The sequence below is a fragment of the Streptomyces parvus genome (genome assembly GCF_032121415.1).
Taxonomy (GTDB): Bacteria; Actinomycetota; Actinomycetes; order Streptomycetales; family Streptomycetaceae; genus Streptomyces; species Streptomyces globisporus_A.
Genome location: NZ_CP135079.1, coordinates 2,964,990 through 2,984,325, shown reverse-complemented (window position 1 = coordinate 2,984,325; position 19,336 = coordinate 2,964,990). Strand labels below are relative to the sequence as shown.

The 19,336-nt window shown below is 72.2% G+C and carries 14 protein-coding genes; 4 read left to right on the top strand and 10 right to left on the bottom strand.

Annotated features, from left to right (window positions below):
• Positions 1 to 196: 196 nt before the first annotated feature.
• Positions 197 to 2,725, top strand: coding sequence for an ATP-dependent Clp protease ATP-binding subunit (locus RNL97_RS14235; RefSeq protein WP_030581701.1), 2,529 nt, complete (start codon positions 197 to 199; stop codon positions 2,723 to 2,725).
• 55 nt (positions 2,726 to 2,780) lie between these two features.
• Here the strand turns inward: RNL97_RS14235 and RNL97_RS14230 are convergent, their stop codons facing one another.
• Together RNL97_RS14230 and RNL97_RS14225 are read right to left on the bottom strand one after the other, a co-directional pair.
• Complete coding sequence (locus tag RNL97_RS14230; protein WP_313750762.1) at positions 2,781 to 5,918, bottom strand: NACHT domain-containing protein; 3,138 nt, start codon at positions 5,916 to 5,918, stop codon at positions 2,781 to 2,783.
• Positions 5,915 to 6,271, bottom strand: a complete 357-nt coding sequence (locus RNL97_RS14225; RefSeq protein WP_030581695.1) for a trypco2 family protein — start codon at positions 6,269 to 6,271, stop codon at positions 5,915 to 5,917. Before RNL97_RS14225 ends, RNL97_RS14230 begins: the two co-directional genes overlap by 4 nt.
• Positions 6,272 to 6,727: 456 nt before the next feature.
• On the opposite strand from RNL97_RS14225, the gene RNL97_RS14220 reads away from it, so the two are divergent.
• Positions 6,728 to 7,441, top strand: coding sequence for a M23 family metallopeptidase (locus tag RNL97_RS14220; protein ID WP_313750761.1), 714 nt, complete (start codon positions 6,728 to 6,730; stop codon positions 7,439 to 7,441).
• A 267-nt stretch (positions 7,442 to 7,708) separates the two neighbouring features.
• On the opposite strand, the gene cseC is transcribed toward RNL97_RS14220, so the two are convergent.
• The 5 genes from cseC to RNL97_RS14195 form a co-directional block, all read right to left on the bottom strand.
• Positions 7,709 to 9,046, bottom strand: coding sequence for a two-component system sensor histidine kinase CseC (gene cseC, locus RNL97_RS14215; RefSeq protein WP_030581689.1), 1,338 nt, complete (start codon positions 9,044 to 9,046; stop codon positions 7,709 to 7,711).
• A gap of 34 nt (positions 9,047 to 9,080) precedes the next feature.
• A complete protein-coding gene (gene cseB / locus RNL97_RS14210; protein WP_030581686.1) occupies positions 9,081 to 9,794 on the bottom strand; it encodes a two-component system response regulator CseB in 714 nt (237 codons plus the stop codon).
• Positions 9,795 to 9,828: 34 nt separating this feature from the next.
• Positions 9,829 to 10,464, bottom strand: a complete 636-nt coding sequence (locus RNL97_RS14205; RefSeq protein WP_313751625.1) for a hypothetical protein — start codon at positions 10,462 to 10,464, stop codon at positions 9,829 to 9,831.
• A gap of 107 nt (positions 10,465 to 10,571) precedes the next feature.
• Positions 10,572 to 11,243 (bottom strand): SigE family RNA polymerase sigma factor, encoded by a 672-nt coding sequence (locus RNL97_RS14200; protein ID WP_243314274.1) that lies wholly within the window; start codon positions 11,241 to 11,243, stop codon positions 10,572 to 10,574.
• A 160-nt stretch (positions 11,244 to 11,403) separates the two neighbouring features.
• Positions 11,404 to 12,318: an HhH-GPD family protein gene (locus RNL97_RS14195; protein WP_030581677.1), complete on the bottom strand. Its 915-nt coding sequence runs from the start codon at positions 12,316 to 12,318 to the stop codon at positions 11,404 to 11,406.
• A 304-nt stretch (positions 12,319 to 12,622) separates the two neighbouring features.
• Between RNL97_RS14195 and RNL97_RS14190 the strand changes: the two genes are divergently transcribed.
• Positions 12,623 to 13,372 carry a hypothetical protein gene (locus RNL97_RS14190; protein WP_030581674.1) on the top strand — a complete coding sequence of 250 codons (750 nt, stop codon included), beginning with the start codon at positions 12,623 to 12,625 and terminating at the stop codon, positions 13,370 to 13,372.
• A 251-nt stretch (positions 13,373 to 13,623) separates the two neighbouring features.
• Here RNL97_RS14190 and disA read toward each other — a convergent pair whose 3' ends face one another.
• A complete protein-coding gene (gene disA, locus RNL97_RS14185; protein ID WP_006125491.1) occupies positions 13,624 to 14,748 on the bottom strand; it encodes a DNA integrity scanning diadenylate cyclase DisA in 1,125 nt (374 codons plus the stop codon).
• An 80-nt stretch (positions 14,749 to 14,828) separates the two neighbouring features.
• Positions 14,829 to 16,241 (bottom strand): DNA repair protein RadA, encoded by a 1,413-nt coding sequence (gene radA / locus RNL97_RS14180; RefSeq protein ID WP_313750760.1) that lies wholly within the window; start codon positions 16,239 to 16,241, stop codon positions 14,829 to 14,831.
• A gap of 219 nt (positions 16,242 to 16,460) precedes the next feature.
• On the opposite strand from radA, the gene RNL97_RS14175 reads away from it, so the two are divergent.
• Positions 16,461 to 18,392, top strand: coding sequence for a hypothetical protein (locus tag RNL97_RS14175; RefSeq protein ID WP_434744435.1), 1,932 nt, complete (start codon positions 16,461 to 16,463; stop codon positions 18,390 to 18,392).
• 47 nt (positions 18,393 to 18,439) lie between these two features.
• On the opposite strand, the gene RNL97_RS14170 is transcribed toward RNL97_RS14175, so the two are convergent.
• On the bottom strand, positions 18,440 to 19,303 hold the full coding sequence (locus RNL97_RS14170; protein ID WP_030581663.1) for a hypothetical protein: 864 nt from the start codon (positions 19,301 to 19,303) through the stop codon (positions 18,440 to 18,442).
• Positions 19,304 to 19,336 lie beyond the last annotated feature (33 nt).

The window sequence follows — 19,336 nt, the reverse complement described above, 5'->3', positions numbered from 1 at the left end:
GCGGGAACATCGTCTCGCACCATCGGGTTGGAGCAGTTGTCAGCTGTTCGGCAGTAAGAATCCCCGCCCGGCGCGGGGTGATCCGGACGGATGTCGGCAGTTGGAATGAGCTGTCCCGTCCTGCGGGACTAGCATGCGGAAGGACTGGGAGGGGACCGACCCCTCACTGACCGACCGCTCTGAGGAGCGATTAACGATGTTCGAGAGGTTCACCGACCGCGCGCGGCGGGTTGTCGTCCTGGCTCAGGAAGAAGCCCGGATGCTCAACCACAACTACATCGGCACCGAGCACATCCTCCTGGGCCTGATCCACGAGGGTGAGGGTGTCGCCGCTAAGGCCCTGGAGAGCCTCGGGATTTCGCTCGAGGCGGTCCGCCAGCAGGTGGAGGAGATCATCGGGCAGGGGCAGCAGGCTCCTTCCGGGCACATCCCCTTCACCCCGCGAGCCAAGAAGGTCCTGGAGCTGTCGCTCCGCGAGGCCCTTCAGCTGGGCCACAACTACATCGGCACCGAGCACATCCTGCTCGGCCTGATCCGCGAGGGCGAGGGCGTCGCCGCCCAGGTCCTCGTGAAGCTGGGCGCCGACCTGAACCGGGTCCGGCAGCAGGTCATCCAGCTGCTTTCCGGATACTCGGGCGGCAAGGAGACGGCGGCCGCGGGCGGCCCCGCCGAGGGCACGCCCTCCACGTCCCTGGTGCTCGACCAGTTCGGCCGGAATCTCACCCAGGCCGCTCGTGAGTCCAAGCTCGACCCGGTCATCGGGCGCGAGAAGGAGATCGAGCGGGTCATGCAGGTGCTGTCCCGCCGGACCAAGAACAACCCCGTCCTCATCGGCGAGCCCGGTGTCGGCAAGACGGCGGTCGTCGAGGGCCTGGCCCAGGCGATCGTCAAGGGCGAGGTGCCCGAGACCCTCAAGGACAAGCACCTCTACACCCTGGACCTCGGCGCCCTGGTCGCCGGTTCGCGGTACCGGGGTGACTTCGAGGAGCGCCTGAAGAAGGTCCTCAAGGAGATCCGCACCCGCGGCGACATCATCCTGTTCATCGACGAGCTCCACACGCTGGTCGGTGCGGGTGCCGCGGAGGGCGCCATCGACGCGGCTTCGATCCTGAAGCCCATGCTGGCGCGCGGTGAGCTCCAGACCATCGGTGCCACCACGCTCGACGAGTACCGCAAGCACCTGGAGAAGGACGCGGCCCTGGAGCGGCGCTTCCAGCCCATCCAGGTCGCGGAGCCGTCGCTGCCGCACACCATCGAGATCCTCAAGGGTCTGCGCGACCGCTACGAGGCCCACCACCGGGTCTCCATCACGGACGAGGCCCTCGTCCAGGCCGCGACCCTGGCCGACCGGTACATCTCGGACCGCTTCCTGCCGGACAAGGCGATCGACCTGATCGACGAGGCCGGCTCCCGGATGCGCATCCGCCGGATGACCGCGCCGCCGGACCTCCGCGAGTTCGACGAGAAGATCGCGGGTGTCCGCCGCGACAAGGAGTCGGCCATCGACTCCCAGGACTTCGAGAAGGCGGCTTCCCTCCGCGACAAGGAGAAGCAGCTGCTGGCGGCGAAGGCCAAGCGGGAGAAGGAGTGGAAGGCCGGCGACATGGACGTCGTCGCCGAGGTCGACGGCGAGCTGATCGCCGAGGTCCTGGCCACAGCCACCGGCATCCCGGTCTTCAAGCTGACGGAGGAGGAGTCCTCCCGTCTGCTGCGCATGGAGGACGAGCTCCACAAGCGCGTCATCGGCCAGAAGGACGCCATCAAGGCCCTCTCGCAGGCGATCCGCCGTACGCGAGCCGGTCTGAAGGACCCGAAGCGCCCCGGTGGCTCGTTCATCTTCGCCGGCCCGTCCGGTGTCGGTAAGACGGAGCTGTCCAAGACGCTCGCCGAATTCCTCTTCGGCGACGAGGACGCGCTGATCTCCCTCGACATGTCGGAGTTCAGCGAGAAGCACACGGTTTCCCGCCTCTTCGGTTCGCCCCCCGGTTACGTGGGCTACGAGGAGGGCGGCCAGCTCACCGAGAAGGTGCGCCGCAAGCCGTTCTCCGTCGTCCTCTTCGACGAGGTCGAGAAGGCCCACCCCGATATCTTCAATTCCCTGCTCCAGATTCTGGAGGACGGTCGCCTGACCGACTCCCAGGGCCGGGTCGTGGACTTCAAGAACACGGTCATCATCATGACGACCAACCTCGGGACCCGGGACATCTCCAAGGGCTTCAACCTGGGCTTCGCCGCCCAGGGCGACGTCAAGACCAACTACGAGCGCATGAAGATCAAGGTCAACGAAGAGCTCAAGCAGCACTTCCGACCGGAATTCCTCAACCGTGTCGACGACACGGTGGTCTTCCACCAGCTGACCGAGGAAGACATCATTCAGATCGTCGACCTCATGCTCGCCAAGGTCGACGAGCGCCTCAAGGACCGCGACATGGGCATCGAGCTCAGTGGCGAGGCCAAGACGCTGCTCGCGAAGAAGGGCTACGACCCCGTGATGGGCGCCCGGCCGCTGCGCCGGACGATCCAGCGGCAGATCGAGGACATCCTCTCCGAGAAGATCCTCTTCGGTGAGCTGCGTCCCGGTCACATCGTGGTCGTGGGCACGGAGGGCGAGGGTGACGACAAGACGTTCACCTTCCGCGGCGAGGAGAAGTCGGCTCTGCCCGACGTCCCCCCGATCGAGCAGGCGGCAGGCGGCGCCGGCCCGAACCTGTCGAAGGACGCGTGACGCGCGGGTAGGGCGTCAGCCCGAGCGCGTGTGAGGGGCTGCCCCGGAATCGGCTTCACGGCCGGTCCGGGGCAGCCCCTTTCCCGTAGTCCTGAATGGTCACTTCCAGGCCCGGCCAGTTGCGCAGCGGCGTCAGGTCGACCTGCGGGTACGCGGCGGCGTTGATGACCGTGAGCGACCGGAGTGCGGGAAAGGTCTGTCGCAGGAGGGCAAAGCCTTCCTGCCCAGGGGTGTCGAGGGTGAGGTGCTCGACGGAGGGAACCGGGCCAGCGGCGCCGCAGTCGGCAGGTGACGGGGGTGCGGCGAGCCTGAGGATGACGATGCCCGTGTGCGCTCGCAACTCCGCTGCCACATCGGCGAACGAGGCGGGCCGGGACAGAGCGAGCGAGGTGAGTGAATGCCAGGACGAGAGCCCGCCCAGGCTGATGGGACTGTCACCGTGCATGCTCAAGTAGACGACCCTGGGAAGGGCCGGCAGCTTGTCCAGCCGAGCCGGACCACAGTGATACAGGCCCAGGCTGTCCAGTGCGGGGAAGTCCACCAGGGGCTCGAAGTCCTGGATGGCAGAGCATCGCGACAGATGGAGGAGGACCAGGCCCGGCACGGACGAGGCCAGTGATCCGAGGTCGCTGATCAGCTGGTTGTCGTCGAACCCCAGCCGGGTGAGGCGGTGAGCCTCGACGGCCTTCCGGAACTCCGCCTCGGTGAGGTCGCCCGTCATCAGGACCTGGTCGATCTCCTTCAGACGAGGCAGGTAACTCACATGCCTGCGGGAGACCAGGACGAAGTCCCCTGCGAGTCGGCAGGACTCCAGCACCTGTGACGCGTACTCGCCCGGCGGGAAGTTGTCCCAGGCCCTGATGAATTCGTGACCCAGCTCGGTATGCGTCAAGGCCCACGCTCGGGCGTGGGGGACAGCCGCCTGGCCTCCGATCCAGCCCAGCAACCGGATGACGCACCGAACTGACGGGTGATCGGACAGCAAGCTCTCCGGACCGGGCAGAAACTCCAACGCCGCCTCGCCCAGTCGGCTCAGGGTCTCCACCTGGTCGTCGTCCGTCGGCGGGAACAGCGCCGCGACGCTCGCCCGGACCCGGTCCCGTACCGCCCCGTCCAGCCACGCCGCGTGCTGGGCGCACAGGGCGGCCAGGACGTGGAGGTCGGTCCGGTCGAGTCCTGGCTCGCGCCTCTCGCCCGCGTCCAGCAATCCGGTGACCAGCAGGCCCAGTTCGCGCCGCCCGCAATGCCCCGCCGCCAGCAGGATCACGTCCTGCCAGGGCTCCTCGTCCGCGTGGCGGAGCAGTTCGCCCAGGTGGTCGTCCTCGACGAGCTCCTTCGCGGCCAGGTAGTCCTGGAAGGTGCGGTGGATGAACTGGTAGGTGTCGTCCCCGTGCTCCTGGAGCAGACCGCTGCGGTTGAGCAGATGCGTGAGGATCTTCTCCGGCGGGCCCTGGACGCTGACCCGCTCCATCCCGGCCAGGGCGCGCCGGAGCTGGCGCAGCGCCTGGTCCCGGGTGAACTCCGACTGGCCCTCCCGGACCAGCCACACCGCGATCCGCTGGAGGAGCTGCGTGTGCTCCTCGACGTCCAGGTCGATGCCCTCGGGGCTCCCGATCCGGCGGCGGTGGTCGCGGTGGCCCAGCAGCATCTCCAGGGCCGAGCGGTACAGCTTCCAGCGGGTCTCCGGGAGGAAGCCGTCGCGGCGGCGGTGCAGGGCGCAGATCACCGCGCAGAGCAGCGGTGTACGGGCCAGGTCACGGAGCGTGGAGTTCTGGTCGAACTGGTGCGAGAGGTCGCGTTCCAGCTCGTCCAGCCGTTCGGCGTCCTCCTCCTCCGACAACCGGGCCGCCCGGTGCCAGGAGGCCACGAACGCCTGGATGTCCTCGTTCCGCATCGGCAGCAGTCGTAACTCGGCGAAGCCCTCCGACCGCAGCCAGTCCGGCTCGACGGCGAGCGGCCGTACGGTCACGACGCACCGGGTGTCCGGGTAGCGGCCCAGGAGCTGCGAGAGCCAGGAATGGGCCTGCTCGCGCTCCTCGGGCGGCACCTCGTCCAGCCCGTCCACCAGCAAGAGCGCCCGGCCCGACTCCAATACCCGGCCCGCCCAGCCCTCCGGCGCCGTGTCGACCACCAGCCCCGCCGCACCCGACAGCTCGGCCGGTCCCGGGAACGTCGCCCCGCGGGCGCGCAGGGTGCGCAGGGGCACCACAAAGGGGATCAGTCCGTTGAGCGGGGCCAGCGCGTCGTCCAGGGTGCGGGCCGAGGCGTGGGCGGCCAGCCACCACAGCAGCGTCGTCTTGCCCGCGCCCGCCTCGCCGCGCAGCAGGACCCGGGGGCGGTCGGCGAGCAGGTCGTCGATGCGGCGGGGGAGGGGCGGGCCCGGGGCGGCCCGGTCCTGGGCCTGGGCCTCCAGGCTCAGATACGCGGTGTCCAGGTCCCATTCCCGGTCGTGCCGGCTCAGCTCGTCCAGCCCGAAGATCTTCGTACGGCGGTAGGCGACGCCGAGCGCCTGCGCGTACTCCGCCTCGTACCGCAGGTCGCGCGGGAAGCTGCCGTGGACGCGCTCTTCGCGCAGGTCGACCCCGGTCCGCCGGTAGACGAGGCGGAAGGGGCCGGCCGCCAGGACGGGAGCGAGCGGCACGCACTCGACCCGGCGGCCGTCGCGCTGCTGCGGAACCCGGCGGGCCACGCCCAGCAGCACGTCCCCCATGAAGACGGGGCCGCCGGACAGCCCGGACAGGGCGGCCGGCTCGTCGTCCGGGCGGGTGGCGGGCGGGCCGTCGAGGTCGCAGACCAGCAGGTCGCGGAGCCGGCCCGCCAGGGGCAGGACGGTCGCCGTGTACTGGTCGGCCTCCAGCCGCCGGTCGGGGCCGTACCGCTGGACGCGGGGGAAGCCGGTGATCTCGCACTCGGGTATCGCCTGGCGGGTGTCGACCACGCCGAGCCGCACGGGCGGGACCGGGCGCACCGGTTCGACGGCCTCCAGCAGGGCCACGTCCAGCCGGTAGTCGATCCAGGCGACCGTGGCCCGTACCCGGTCGGAGACGGCCGGGTGGGCGATCAGGACGGAGCCGGACTTGACCACGTGGGCGCAGGTGAGGACCAGCCGGTCGGTGAGCAGGACGCCGCTGCCCTGCTGGATCGCGGTGACGACCACCGTACGGTCGGCGGGGTGGACGACGGGCGGGCTCATGGACGGGAGGCCCCGTCACCGAACCCCGCCGTCGACCCGTCGTCCTCGGTCCCGATCTCCCACGCCTCGCCCGTCGCGGCGTTGCGCGGGGTCAGGGTGAAGGCGACCTTGTGCGTGCGGCCCGTGGTGCGGGCGGCGTCCGCGCCCGCCTCGACCACCCAGGCCTTCACCTTGCCGCCCGCCTTCGCCTCCCGGCGCAGTTCGAGGGTGAACTCCATCTGGATGTCGCCGACCGCGAAGGAGACGGGGTGGTCCGTGCCCCGGGTCGCCGCGTCGATGAGCTGGTTGCGGATGGACGCGACGGCGTCCGCGAGCTCGATGCCGTCCAGTGCATGGGTGTTCTCGGCCGTCATGGGGTCCCCCGGGGTGCGGTGTCGCTTTCCCGTCAGCGTAGTGAAGTAGCGGGCCGAAGGTCCCGAATCGGAAGGACTTCGGTCCCACCGGCGGTGACAAGGCGCACAGCCCGAAACAGGCCTACTACCCGGGCTAGGAGGAGTGGCCGGGATCGGCCGCGGGACCTTCGGCCCGGCGTCGACAGGCCCTTCCGAGGTTCTGGGTGATACGACCGTTTCGCGGTTCCATGTCCGGAAAGAACTCCATGGAACAGGGGTTAAACGCCTTTCGCGCGGAGGATTTCGTCGCCCGCTCCAACCCCTCACGGAGGGACAACTTCGGTCAATTCCCCCCACCCTCTCTACGGCTTTTCTTCGTAGATGGGGTGTTTGAGCATCGGCCGGGGTGCGGGTTACCAAGGTTGAGCAAGCCCGGACAGCACGCCGGGTCCACTCACCTTCGGAGGACTTCCTCGTATGAAGCGCGCAACGAACCAGCACACCGTCCGCCCGTCCGCCTTCCGCGTCCGTGGCGCCGTCCTGGCCGCCGGCCTGGGGGCGTCCGTGGTGCTGGGTGCCGGAACGGCGTTCGCCTCCAGCGGCACCGACGCCGCCGCCCCCCTTGCCGCGAGCACGACCGCCGACTCGGTCGCCCAGCAGGCTGCCGCGCAGGCCAAGGCCGCGGACGCGGCGAAGAAGACGGCCGCGAAGAAGGCCTCCGACGCCAAGAAGAAGGCCGAGGACAAGAAGAAGACCGCGAAGAAGAACGCCGCCTCCTGGAAGACCCCGGTCAAGAAGTACAAGCTGACCGCCAGCTACGGCACCGGCGGCGCCCGCTGGGCCGCCAAGCACTCCGGCCAGGACTTCGCCGTGCCGATCGGCACCAGCGTCGTGGCCGCCCACAAGGGCACCGTCGTGAAGGCCGGCCCGAACGGCGCCGGTGACGGGCCCGCGTACGGCAACGCCGTCGTGATCAAGCACTCCAACGGCAAGTACTCGCAGTACGCGCACCTGTCGAAGGTCAACGTGAAGATCGGCCAGACCGTGAAGACGGGCCAGAAGATCGCCCTGTCCGGCAACACCGGCAACTCCAGCGGCCCGCACCTGCACTTCGAGATCCGCACCACCCCGAACTACGGCTCGGCGCTGAACCCGGCCGCGTTCCTCCGCTCGGTGCACGTCTCCATCTGATCCGGCCGGCGTAACCGCGCGACCCCCAGCCGGAGGCCAGGCGCCCGGCGCCGCACGGCACCCGGCGGCCGCGCAGCACAACCGAAGAGCGTTCAGTGGACCCGTTACACCCCGGTACCCGGGGCGTGCGCCCGGGTCACCCGACCGACGGCGACGTCGAGGACAGCCTCACGGCTCACTCCTCGGGGTCGCCGTCGGCGTTCCCCCGCCCGGCCCGTGGGCGCGGGGCCGCCGTCGGCGGTTCTCCGTCGGACCACCCGATGCCGCTCAGTCCGACGGCTGCCGCTGGTCCGCCATCCGCAGCACCGGGAAGCTCCCCGTCACCGTCGGCGCGTGCTCCGGCAGCCACAGCACCGCGATCGCCCCGCCCGTGCCCTCCGCCGCACCCGAGGGCGCCGCGTTGCGGAAGGTCAGCCGGGCCCCGAGCACCCTCGCCTGGCCCGCCGCGATCGTCAGACCGAGCCCGTGCCCGTGCCCGGCCCGGTCCACGCTTCCGGTACGGAACCGGCTCGGCCCGTCCCGCAGCAGCTCCTCCGGGAACCCCGGACCGTGGTCGCGGACCCGGACCACCCGGCCCTCGACCGAGACCTCCACCGGGGTGGAGCCGTGCTTGGCGGCGTTCCCGAGCAGATTGCCGAGGATGCGCTCCAGCCGGCGCGGATCGGTGGAGACCCACGACTCATGGATCACCCGCACGGTCACATCGGGATCCAGCAGCCCGATCCGGCGGCTGACGAACTCCCCGAGCCGCAGCTCCTGCAGCTCCGCCCGCTCCGACGCGCTGTCCAGGCGGGCCACCTCCAGCACGTCCTCGACCAGCGTCCGCATCGCCTGGGCCCGGTCCCGTACCAGCTCGGTGGGGCGGCCCGGTGGCAGCAGCTCGGCCGCCGTGAGCAGCCCGGTCACCGGGGTACGCAGCTCATGGGCGATGTCCGCGGTGACCCGGCGCTCCGCCTCGATCCGCTCGTTCAGCGCGTCGGTCAGCGCGTCGACCGCCCGCGCCAGCTCGTCCGTCTCGTCGCGGACGACCCCGCCGACGGCCTCCCTGACCCGTACGTCCGTCTGCCCCTGGGCGACCCGGCCCGCCGCGGCCGCCGCCTTGCGCAGCCGGCGGGAGAGCTGGCCGCCGATGAGCACCCCGAGCGCGCAGCCGCCGAAGACCACCGAGACCGAGCCGATGATCAGGGCCCGGTCCAGATCGTCCATGATCGTGGCGGAGCGGTCCGCCAACCGGGTGTGCAGCGACAGCACGTCCCCGCCCGCCAGCGGCACCGCCGCCCAGACCTCGGGGACCCCGTCGGCCCCCTGCTCGACATGGGTGGCCCGGCGGTTCTTGCGGACCTCGTCGCGCAGGCTCGGCGGGATGGCCGGGTCGTTGAGCTTCGTCCCGAACTTCGGGCCGCCCTTCTGCATGCTCGTCGCCTCGTAGAAGCGCTGGGCGCCCAGCAGCCGCTCCAACTGCACCTCGCGGGCGTTCTCGATCATCGAGACGCGGGCCGCGTTGTGCACCACGAGGCTCAGCGCCACCGCGATGAGCGCGCCGACCGCCGCGATGGCGATGCTGATCTTCCAGCGGACACCGGTCCGCAGGGCCAGCCGCTTCATGGGCCCACCACCGGCCGCTCCACCTGTGCCCGTCTCATCCGCGCAGCTTGTAGCCGAAGCCGCGGACCGTGTCGATCCGGTCCTGGCCGATCTTGGTGCGCAGCCGCTGCACATGGACGTCCACGACCCGCGTGTCCCCGCCCCAGCCGTAGTCCCAGACCCGCTCCAGGAGCCGGTCGCGGGACAGGACCGTGCCCGGCGCGGACGAGAACTCCAGCAACAGCCGCATCTCGGTGGGCGTCAGCGCCACCTGCTCACCGGCGCGCCGCACCTCCATACCGTCCGTGTCGACCTCCAGATCGCCGAAGACCAGCACCCCGCCGAGCGCCTCGTCCTCCGCCTGCGTACCGCCCGGCCCCGCGGCGTCGGGCCCGGCAGCGTGGCCGAAGCGGCGCAGCACCGCCCGGATGCGGGCGACCAGGACGGCCCCGTCAAAGGGCTTGGTCACGTAGTCGTCGGCGCCGGCCTCCAGGCCGAGCACCACGTCGATCGAGTCGGCCCGCGCGGAGAGCATGATCACCGGTACGGTCGACTCGTCCCGGATACGGCGGCACAGGCTCACCCCGTCCAGGCCCGGCACCATCACGTCGAGCAGGGCGATGTCCGGCCGGTCGGCGCGGAACGCCTCCAGACCGGAGAGCCCGTCGGGCATCGCGGTGACCGTGAAGCCGACCCGCTCCAGGGCGAGCTGGGTGGCCTCGCGGATCACGTCGTCGTCCTCGACGAAGAGGACGTGGGTCTCGGCCATGGGGCTGCTTCTCGCTTTCCGTTCCTGCCCGGTGTCAGTTCCTGCCCGGCTGAGCCGGCTCCGGTTCCAGCGGTTCCGACTGCACGGGCAGATCGCCGTCCGTGCCCTCGACGGCCCGGCTGAAGTCGTTGTGCACCCGGTCGTGCTCGGTGAAGCGGTCGCTCGCCCAACGGTAGGTGACCACTTCCGAGCCGGACGGGGACGCCAGCGGATCCTTCGAACCGTAGACCTGGGTCGTCACCACCAGATCGCCCCGGTCGATCGTCCCGTAGACGGCGGGGACCTCGGCCGCGAAGACGTTCTTGTACGAGCCGTCGTCGCCCGCCCGGTACACATACGTCCCGACGCTCACCGAGTCGGCGCAGCTCATCACGTTGACCACCACGTCGGCGGTCCGGCCGCCGGTCAGCGACCCGTAGGAGGTGTCGATCGGGTAGGCCTTGCCCGCGCAGGGCTTGAGCCCCTCCCTGACCCGCTCGCCCACTTCGGGGTCGCCCTTCAGAAGCCGTACGGCGTCGACCCGCCGCACGGGCGGGGTCGTGCCGGACGGGCTGGGCCGCTGGGTGATCTGGGCGACCGGCTGACTGCCGGCAGGGCCCTCGTCCCGGGTGCCGGTACCGCCCGTGGAGCAGCCGACGCCGAACAGCCCGAAGGCGACGAGTCCGGCCAAGGCCGTGCCACTCGCCGCCGTACCGCCCCGGAAGCGCGGCCTCGGGCCAGGTCTGCCCGGACCGTCGCCGTCCCCGTGGCCGCCGCCCCCACCGCCGCTGCTGCCGCTCAGGCCGCGCACCGCTCCATCCCCCGCTCGTCGTGACGCCCGTTCCGCTGCGCCGGTGTGTGTGCCTTCGCCCCCGGCACCGACGTCAGCGGCGACCGCTGGGCGGGGACACGGGCGGAGGCAGCCGGCGCCACGCCCCGGCGGCCCCGGTGCTCCCGGGCGACCGCCTCGCGGCTGTCCAGCTCGCGGCTCTCCAGCTCCTGGCGCAGCCGCGCCAGGGCCCGGTGCAGCGTGCTCTTGACCGTACCGGCCGACATGCCGAGCGCCGCGGCCGTCTCCTCCGTGCTCATCTGCTCCCAGTGTCGCAGCACGACGACGCTGCGCTGCTTCGGAGCCAGAATCCCCAGGATGTCCATCAGTAGGGCGCGGTCGGCGCGCTGCTCGCTGCCGTCGTCGACGCTCGCGTCGGGCAGCTGCTCGGTCGGGACCTCGTCGAGCTTGCGCGCCCGCCACCACTCCGTACGGGTGTTGATCATGACGCGGCGCAGATAGGCGTCGGCCAGGGACTTGTCGGCGATGCCGTCCCAGCGGCCGTACGTGCGCACCAGAGCGGTCTGCAGGAGGTCCTGGGCGTCGACGGGGTCGGGAACCAGTCGGCGTGCGCTGCGCAGCAGCGCGTCCTGCCGTGTGCGTACGTAGTCCTCGAACGCGAGCACCTCGCCCTGCGCCATGACAACCGCCTCCGTCCCCGATGAATCCCCGTGGTCACTGCTGTCGGAGACGCTACGGAGGCGTTGTCACGGCGATGTGCGGAGCAGCCGTAGGCCGGTGCACGGCTGCCCATCGGTTGTGTAACAGCGGGGGGCCGGGGCCCCGGGAACGGTGGCGGGATCAGGTCAGCGGCAGCCGGTACCGCCCGTCGGCCAGCGGCTCGACGAGACCGTCCGCCACCAGCCCGTCCAGCGCCCGGGCCCGTTGCACCGGCTCCTCCCACACCGCGTCCAGGGCGGCCTGCGGTACGGGGTTCACCGCGTCCCGCAACACCGCCAGCAGCCGACCGCGCACCTGGCGGTCGGTACCGGCGTACGTCTGCCCCTTGCGCGGCGGACCTTCGTGCGCCGGCTTCCCGGCCAGCCGCCAGGCGCACCGCGAGGCGATCGGGCACCGGTCGCAGTCCTCGTTGCGCGCGGTGCACACGAGGGCGCCCAGCTCCATCGTGGCCGCCGCCCACTTCGCCGCCCGCTCGTCCTCGTCCGGGAGCAGCGCCCGGGCCAGCTTGCGCTCGGCGGCCGTCGTCGCGTTCGGCGGGTACTGGACCCCGGTAGCGGCGCGGGCGAACACCCGGCGGACGTTCGTGTCGAGTACCGCGTGCCGCTGTCCGTACGCGAACGAGGCCACGGCCGCCGCCGTGTACTCGCCGATCCCGGGCAGCGCCAGGAGCTGGGCGTGCTCGCTCGGCACATCGCCGCCGTGCCGTTCCGTTATCGCCTGCGCGGCCCCGTGCAGCCGCAGCGCGCGGCGGGGGTAGCCGAGCCTGCCCCAGGCCCGGACCGCCTCACCGGGCGCCTCGGCGGCCAGGTCGGCTGGGCGGGGCCAGCGGGCGAGCCACTGTTCGTACACCGGCAGGACCCGGCTCACCGGGGTCTGCTGCAGCATGAACTCGCTGACCATCACGCCCCAGGCGCCCGCTTCGGGGCGGCGCCAGGGCAGATCGCGGGCGTGCTGCTCGAACCACCCGATGACGGGGGTGTGGAGGGAGGCGGCGGCGGGGGGCGTCTGGGGTGAAGTGGAAGTCATGGCAGTCATGGCACTGACGATCCTGGCACGGAAGGCGGGGCGGGCGTCACGGGCGCGGGGGTGTCGGCCCGCGCGGCGGGCCCAGGGGGTGACAACGCCACCCGTTCTGTCCCCTGTGACCGGGTCGCGACCCCTTTCCCGTGATGATGATCGGCAAAACTTGTGAGCGGAGCGGCGGGTGGGGCCGGACTCGGTCCGGATCTCTCGTAGAGTTCGGCCCGTGGGATCTATGCGCAATCCGGTCGGTCCGCTTCCCTCCAGCATCTACTGGCGACGAAGGGCGGTAGCGGGACTTCTGGTTGCGCTGCTCGCCGTGCTGATCGCCTGGGCGGTGACGTCCGGCGGCGGTGGAGGAGGCCGGGACGACGCCAAGCCCGGCGGCTCCGACCCGGTCGAGTCGATCACCCCCGGCCCGGGCAGCTCCGGTCCCGCGATCAGCCAACAGCCGGGCGGGCGCGACGAGTCGGGCGACGAGAGCGGCTCGGGCGGTTCAAACGGTTCGGGTGAGTCCCCGGGCGGTTCGGGTGACGGCGGTGCGTCCGACGGATCGTCAACAGGCGGTACGGACACGGGTACTGGCGACTCGTCGAGTGCGGGCACGGCCGGATCGGGCGGCGGCGGCAGTGCGGGCCAGCGGGTTCCGGCCGGGTCCCCGCTCCCCGAGTGCAAGCCCTCGGCAGTGCGGTTGAGCCTGCGGACGAAGGTCAGTTACGGCCCCGACGACAAGCCGAAGTTCGAGCTGATCGCGAAGAACACGTCGTCGGCCGCGTGCAAGGCCGACTTCGGCCCGAAGAGCGCGGTGCTCACCGTGACGGAGGCGGGGGGCGAGGACGACGACCCGGTCTGGTCCTCGAAGGACTGCCCCGCCGCGGCGGGGCCGCTGTTCCTGAAGGTGCCGGCGGGGGCGACGGTGATCCACACGGTGGACTGGAACCGCACCCTGTCCGCGCCGGGTTGCGCGACGCCGCCGTCGGGGAAGGCGGGCCCGGGGACGTACCTCCTGGAGGCGAAGGCGCCGGGCGAGCCGGTCCAGCGAGCCTCGTTCGTCCTGGCGAAGGACTGACCTTTCACCGGTCGACCGACCACCCCAGCCGGTCCGGCGCTTGAGGACGGAACCGTCCACGTGGTCGTGCGCCGCGCTCACGGGGTTGGGCGGGCCCGGAACCCCAGCCGGGCCGGCGTTTGAGGACGGAACCGTCCACGTGGACGAGCGAGGCGCAAAGGGGGCCGGGCCAGCCGGTAAAGGCACCGCCGCCGGGCCGCACGGTTCCGTGCCCAAACGCCGGACGGGCCGGACGTGGCGCGGGCCAGGCCTCAGACGTACCGCTCCAGGATCGACGACTCCGCCAGCCGCGACAGCCCTTCGCGGACACTCCGCGCCCGCGCCTCGCCCACCCCGTCCACCGTCTGGAGATCGTCCACGCTCGCGGCCAGCAGCTTCTGCAGCCCCCCGAAGTGCTCCACCAGCCGCTCGATGATCGCCCCCGGCAGCCGCGGCACCTTCGCCAGCAGCCGGAAGCCCCGCGGGGACACCGCTGAGTCCAGGGTCTCCGGCGAGCCGCTGTAGCCCAGCGCCCGCGCCACCACCGGCAGCTCCAGCAGCTCCGTGTGGCTCAGGGAGTCCAGCTCGGTCAGCGCCTCGGCCACCGTGCGCGACCGTTTCGCCGTCGGCTCGGGAACGTAGTCCCGGACGACCAGCTCCCGCTCCGGCTCCACACCCGCGATCAACTCGTCCAGCTGGAGGGAGAGCAGCCGTCCGTCGGTGCCGAGCTCGACCACGTACTCCGCGATCTCCGTCGCGATCCGCCGCACCATCTCCAGGCGCTGCGCCACCGCCGTCACGTCCCGGACGGTGACCAGGTCCTCGATCTCCAGCGCGGACAGCGTGCCCGCGACCTCGTCGAGGCGGAGCTTGTACCGCTCCAGGGTGGCGAGCGCCTGATTGGCCCGGGACAGGATCGCGGAGGACTCCTCCAGGACCCGTCGCTCCCCGTCCACGTACAGCGCGATCAGCCGCATCGACTGGGAGACCGAGACGACGGGGAAGCCGCACGCCTTGGAGACCCGGTCCGCCGTACGGTGCCGGGTGCCCGTCTCCTCCGTGGGGATCGAGGCGTCCGGGACCAACTGCACCCCGGCCCGCAGGATCTTGGTCATGTCCTTGTCGAGGATCAGCGCCCCGTCGAGCTTGCACAGCTCGCGCAGGCGCGTCGCCGTGAACTCCACGTCCAGCACGAATCCGCCGGTGCACATCGACTCGACGGTCCGGTCCATGCCCAGCACGATCAGGCCACCGGTATTGCCGCGGAGAATGCGCTCCAGGCCGTCCCGCAGGGCCATACCGGGCGCGACCGCGCTCAGCGAGGCGCGCATCAGCGCCTCGTTACCGGTGCCTTGGCCGGACTTTCCGGGCGTCGTCGCCCGGTCGTTGGCTGCCACTGCACTCCTCCGGTCACAGGTTTGCGGTGCCCTTGCGTCCCCCATGCCGTGTCCACGGGCGGGCAAGACCAGGGCAAAGTCTACCGGCGCGCGTTGTCCTCCTGTGGTGCCTCCTGGCGAGAGCGGCGCGGGAGGACCCGCAGAGCGTCGCCCATGTCGGCGACTTCCGTGACCTTCATACCGGCCGGGACCCTCCCCGGGTCGGTCGGTACGAGGGCGTGGGTGAAGCCCAGACGGTGTGCCTCGGCCAGCCTTCGCTGCACCCCGGTGACTCTTCTGACCTCGCCCGCGAGCCCCACCTCGCCGATCGCGACCAGGTTCTTCGGGAGCGGGGTGTCGCTCGCCGCGCTGGCCAGCGCGAGCGCGATCGCCAGGTCGGCGGCGGGCTCGGTGAGCTTCACGCCGCCCACCGTCGCGCTGTAGATGTCCCGCTTGCCGAGCGCGCTGATCCGTCCCCGCTGCTCCAGCACGGCGAGCATCATCGAGACCCGGGAGGTCTCCAGACCGGAGGTCGTGCGCCGTGGTGAGGGGATCTGCGAGTCGACGGTGAGCCCCTGCACCTCGGCGACCAGGGGCCGCTTGCCCTCCAGCGTCACCGTCAGACACGTGCCCGGCACGGCGACGTCACGGCGGGTCAGGAAGAGGCCCGAGGGGTCGGTGAGGCCGGTGATGCCCTCGTCGTGCAGCTCGAAGCAGCCGACCTCGTCGGTCGCCCCGTAACGGTTCTTGACGCCGCGCACCAGCCGCAGCCGGGCGTGCCGGTCGCCCTCGAAGGACAGCACCACGTCCACCAGGTGCTCCAGCAGCCGGGGCCCGGCGATCGCGCCGTCCTTGGTGACGTGGCCGACCAGCAGCGTGGCCATCCCGCGCTCCTTGGAGGCTCGGATCAGCGCCCCGGCGACCTCCCGGACCTGGGCCATCCCGCCGGGCGCGCCGTCGATCTCGGGTGAGGCGACCGTCTGCACCGAGTCCAGGATGAGCAGCGACGGCTTGACCTCGTCCAGATGCGCGAGCACCGCCGACAGGTCCGTCTCCGCCGCGAGGTAGAGGTGGTCGTTGATCGCCTTGATCCGGTCGGCCCGCAGCCGGACCTGGCTCGCGGACTCCTCGGCGGTCACATAGAGCGTGCGGTGGTCGTCGCTCGCGGCCTTGGCCGCCACGTCCAGCAGCAGCGTCGACTTGCCGACGCCCGGCTCGCCGGCCAGCAGCACGACCGCGCCCGGCACGAGCCCGCCGCCCAGCACCCGGTCCAGCTCGCCGACGCCGGTGGAGCGGGCCGTGGCCGTCCGGCTGTCGACCTGGCCGATCGGCAGCGCGGCGGTGGAGACCCGGCCCGCCGCGGTGGTGCGCACGGCGGGGGCGCCGCCGAACTCCTCGACCGTCCCCCACGCCTGGCACTCGGGGCAACGGCCGAGCCATTTGGCGGTCGTCCAGCCGCATTCGGTGCAGCGGTAGGACGGGCGGTCCTTCGCGGATTTCGTACGGGCAGCCATGGCGTCACCGTATAGGTGGGGTACGACAACGCCGCCCGGGCGGTCGGCGCGCACCGCGCCGCCGCGCGCAGGGCGCACGGAAGCACTCCGGAGCACTACGGGCGGAATCCGGGACCTCTGTCCGCTTTCACGACTCTTTCGAGGGATACATTCACCCGTAAGGATTAAATGTGCTCAGGGGGCACTTGAGGCATGCGCTCCTTTGCCTACGGTCGCCGGGTGACGAGCAGCAGGCTGGAGACCCCGACGCACACCACCGGCGCACACCGGGCGCACCGCCGAGGAACCGACGCCCCGGCACAGCGACCGCCCGCACGTTACGAGCCGTATCTCGACGGCCTCTTCACGTACTGCCTCTCCGTGCTCTGCGACCACGAGGCGGCCACCGAAGCGCTCGGCGCCGCCCTGGCGATCGCGGACCGGCAGGACGCCCGGGGTCCCACGGCCGAGGAGGAGCGTAAAACCTGGCTGTACGCCCTGGCCCGGTGGATCTGCCTGCGGGCGCTCACCGAGCGCAGGCGCGGCCGCCAGGCGCACCGCCGTCCCTCGGGGACGGTCGAGTCACCCCGTACGGCCAAGGCCTCCGAGACCCGCGACGGGACGGGCGCCACCGGCACCGCCCAAGGGACCGGGACCACGATCGGGACCGGCAGAGGGGCGCGCACCGCCCAGCGCACGCCGGAGCACACCGCGCCCGCCGCCCCCGCGCGCACCGTGCCCACGGCCCCCGCCACCCCCGAGGACGCCACCACCCCCGCCCCCGCCGAGTCACCGGCCGCCGAGGCCCGCCGCCGGGAGCTCGCCACACTCGCCTGGCCCGAGGCCGCGGGCACCACCCCGGAGCAGCGCGAAGCCCTCGAACTGGCCGTACGCCACCGCCTCCCCCCGCGCGCCGTCGCCGCCGTGCTCGGGCTTGAGCCCGCCACCGCCCGGGAGCTGCTGGCCGCCGCGGCCTGCGAGGTGGAGCGCACCCGCGCCGCCCTCGCCGTCGTCGAGGGTGGCGACTGCCCCACCGTCGCCCGGCTCACCGGCGACCACCAGGTGCTGCTCTCCGCCGCCCTGCGCCGCGAGCTCGTCCGGCATGTCGACGACTGCCCCCGCTGCCGCCGCGCCGCCGAACGCGCCGACGCGGCGGGCCCCTGGCCCGGAGCCGTCCTGGCTTCGGTCGCCGCCCTGCCCCTCGTGGAGGCCCCCCGCCCCTCCGTGTACGTCGCGATGGCCCAGGCCCACCGTTCCCGGGCCGCGGGCCCGCGCTTCGACCGGAGCGGATATCCGCTCGACCCCAAGGACCAGGCGGCCCGCCGCGACCGCCTGCGCGCCCGGGTCGTGACGACCACGGTCGTCGCGACGGTGGTCGCCGCCCCCGTGATCGCCCTCTGGGCCGCGTACCGGGGAGCGCCGCAGACCGGCGAGGGCCACGACGGCACCTCGGTCACCGCCACGGAGGTGGACGGCGCCGACGGTATGAGCGGCGACCCGTACGACCCCGAGAACACCGGTCACGGCCGCCCCGGCAACCGCTTCGGCGCCCGTGTCCCGGACGTCACCGCCGAGGTGGTCAGCACCGGCGGCGCGCAGCGCGGCGACGCCCGGCTGACGGTGACGGCCCGGACCTCCGGGGCCGTCACGACGATCAGGCTGACCAACTCCGGCCGGGAACCGGTCGGCTGGTCGGCGGCGACGGACGCTCCGTGGCTGCGGCTCAGCCGTACGTCGGGCACGCTCGCGGCCGGGCGGTCCACCACGATCGCGGTCTCGGTGATCCGGGACGCGCAGCCGGCCGGACCGTGGCGGGCCCGGATCTCGCTGACCCCCTCGGGCTCCGCCGTGCTCATCGAGGGCCACGGGGTCGCCGCCCCGAGCACGGGCGGCCCGCGCCCCACCCGCCCGGGCACGGAATCGCCCCGCCCCACGGACCCGGGCCCCACGGACCCCGGGCCGACCGATCCGGGCCCGACCGATCCCGGGCCGACCGATCCGGGCCCGACCGACCCCGGGCCCACCGACCCCGGGCCGGGCCCGACCGACCCCACGGACCCGCCGGACCCGACCGATCCGCCCGGCCCCACGGACCCGCCCGAACCGACGCCGGACCCGACCGACCCGGGTCCCACGGACCCGGCCCCGACCGACCCGGCCCCGAGGGGCTGAGGAAGGACGACGGGGCCCGGGGACGTGGCGTCCCCGGGCCCCGGGCCTCAGCGCTTCTTCTTCGCGGCGGGCAGCGGCGGGTCCGCCGGGTGCGGGGCCATCGGCAGCAGCGAGGACAGCCGCTCCTCGCACAGCTCGACCAGCCGGTCGTAGCCCTCCTTGCCCATCAGCTCGATCAGCTCCGGGCGGTAGGACACGTACACCGGGTCACCGGCCCCGTGCGCCGAGGTGGCCGAGGTGCACCACCAGTGCAGATCATGGCCGCCCGGGCCCCAGCCCCGGCGGTCGTACTCCCCGATCGTCACCTGGAGCACCCGGGTGTCGTCGGGCCGGTCGATCCAGTCGTACGTCCGCCGCACCGGCAGCTGCCAGCACACGTCCGGCTTGGTCTCCAGGGGCTCCTTGCCCTCCCGCAGCGCCAGGATGTGCAGCGAGCAGCCCGCACCGGCGGGGAAGCCCGGCCGGTTCTGGAAGATGCAGGAGCCCTCCCAGCGGCGCGTCTGGCGCTCGCCGTCCTCGTCGACGCCGACCCAGCCCGTCTCCGTACCGACGTCGTGGAACTGCCACAGCTCGGGGGTGAGCCGTGCCACGTTCTCGGCGACCCGCTTCTCGTCGTCCTCGTCGGAGAAGTGCGCGCCCAGCGTGCAGCAGCCGTCGTCGGCACGGCCCGCCTGGATGCCCTGGCAGCCGCTGCCGAAGATGCAGGTCCAACGGGACGTCAGCCAGGTGAGATCGCAGCGGAAGACCTGTTCGTCGTCGGCCGGGTCGGGGAACTCCACCCAGGCCCGGGCGAAGTCGATGTCCTTCTCGTCGGACGGGTCAGGTCCGTTCGCCTCCGGCTGTGACGCCTGCTTGTTCGACTTCGGCTTCTTCGTGGCTTTGTCCTGCTTAGCCTTTTTCGTCTTTGGCACGCGGACAGCGTAAGTCCGACCGCGCAGTAGCGT

Bases quoted from the DNA above. Each gene is read 5' to 3' on its own strand.
- RNL97_RS14195 (WP_030581677.1), bottom strand. From the start codon at position 12,318: ATGACTGCCATGACTTCCACTTCACCCCAGACGCCCCCCGCCGCCGCC.
- radA (WP_313750760.1), bottom strand. From the start codon at position 16,241: ATGGCTGCCCGTACGAAATCCGCGAAGGACCGCCCGTCCTACCGCTGC.
- RNL97_RS14225 (WP_030581695.1), bottom strand. From the start codon at position 6,271: ATGACGGCCGAGAACACCCATGCACTGGACGGCATCGAGCTCGCGGAC.
- RNL97_RS14200 (WP_243314274.1), bottom strand. From the start codon at position 11,243: ATGGCGCAGGGCGAGGTGCTCGCGTTCGAGGACTACGTACGCACACGG.
- RNL97_RS14220 (WP_313750761.1), top strand. From the start codon at position 6,728: ATGAAGCGCGCAACGAACCAGCACACCGTCCGCCCGTCCGCCTTCCGC.
- RNL97_RS14235 (WP_030581701.1), top strand. From the start codon at position 197: ATGTTCGAGAGGTTCACCGACCGCGCGCGGCGGGTTGTCGTCCTGGCT.
- cseC (WP_030581689.1), bottom strand. From the start codon at position 9,046: ATGAAGCGGCTGGCCCTGCGGACCGGTGTCCGCTGGAAGATCAGCATC.
- RNL97_RS14230 (WP_313750762.1), bottom strand. From the start codon at position 5,918: ATGAGCCCGCCCGTCGTCCACCCCGCCGACCGTACGGTGGTCGTCACC.
- cseB (WP_030581686.1), bottom strand. From the start codon at position 9,794: ATGGCCGAGACCCACGTCCTCTTCGTCGAGGACGACGACGTGATCCGC.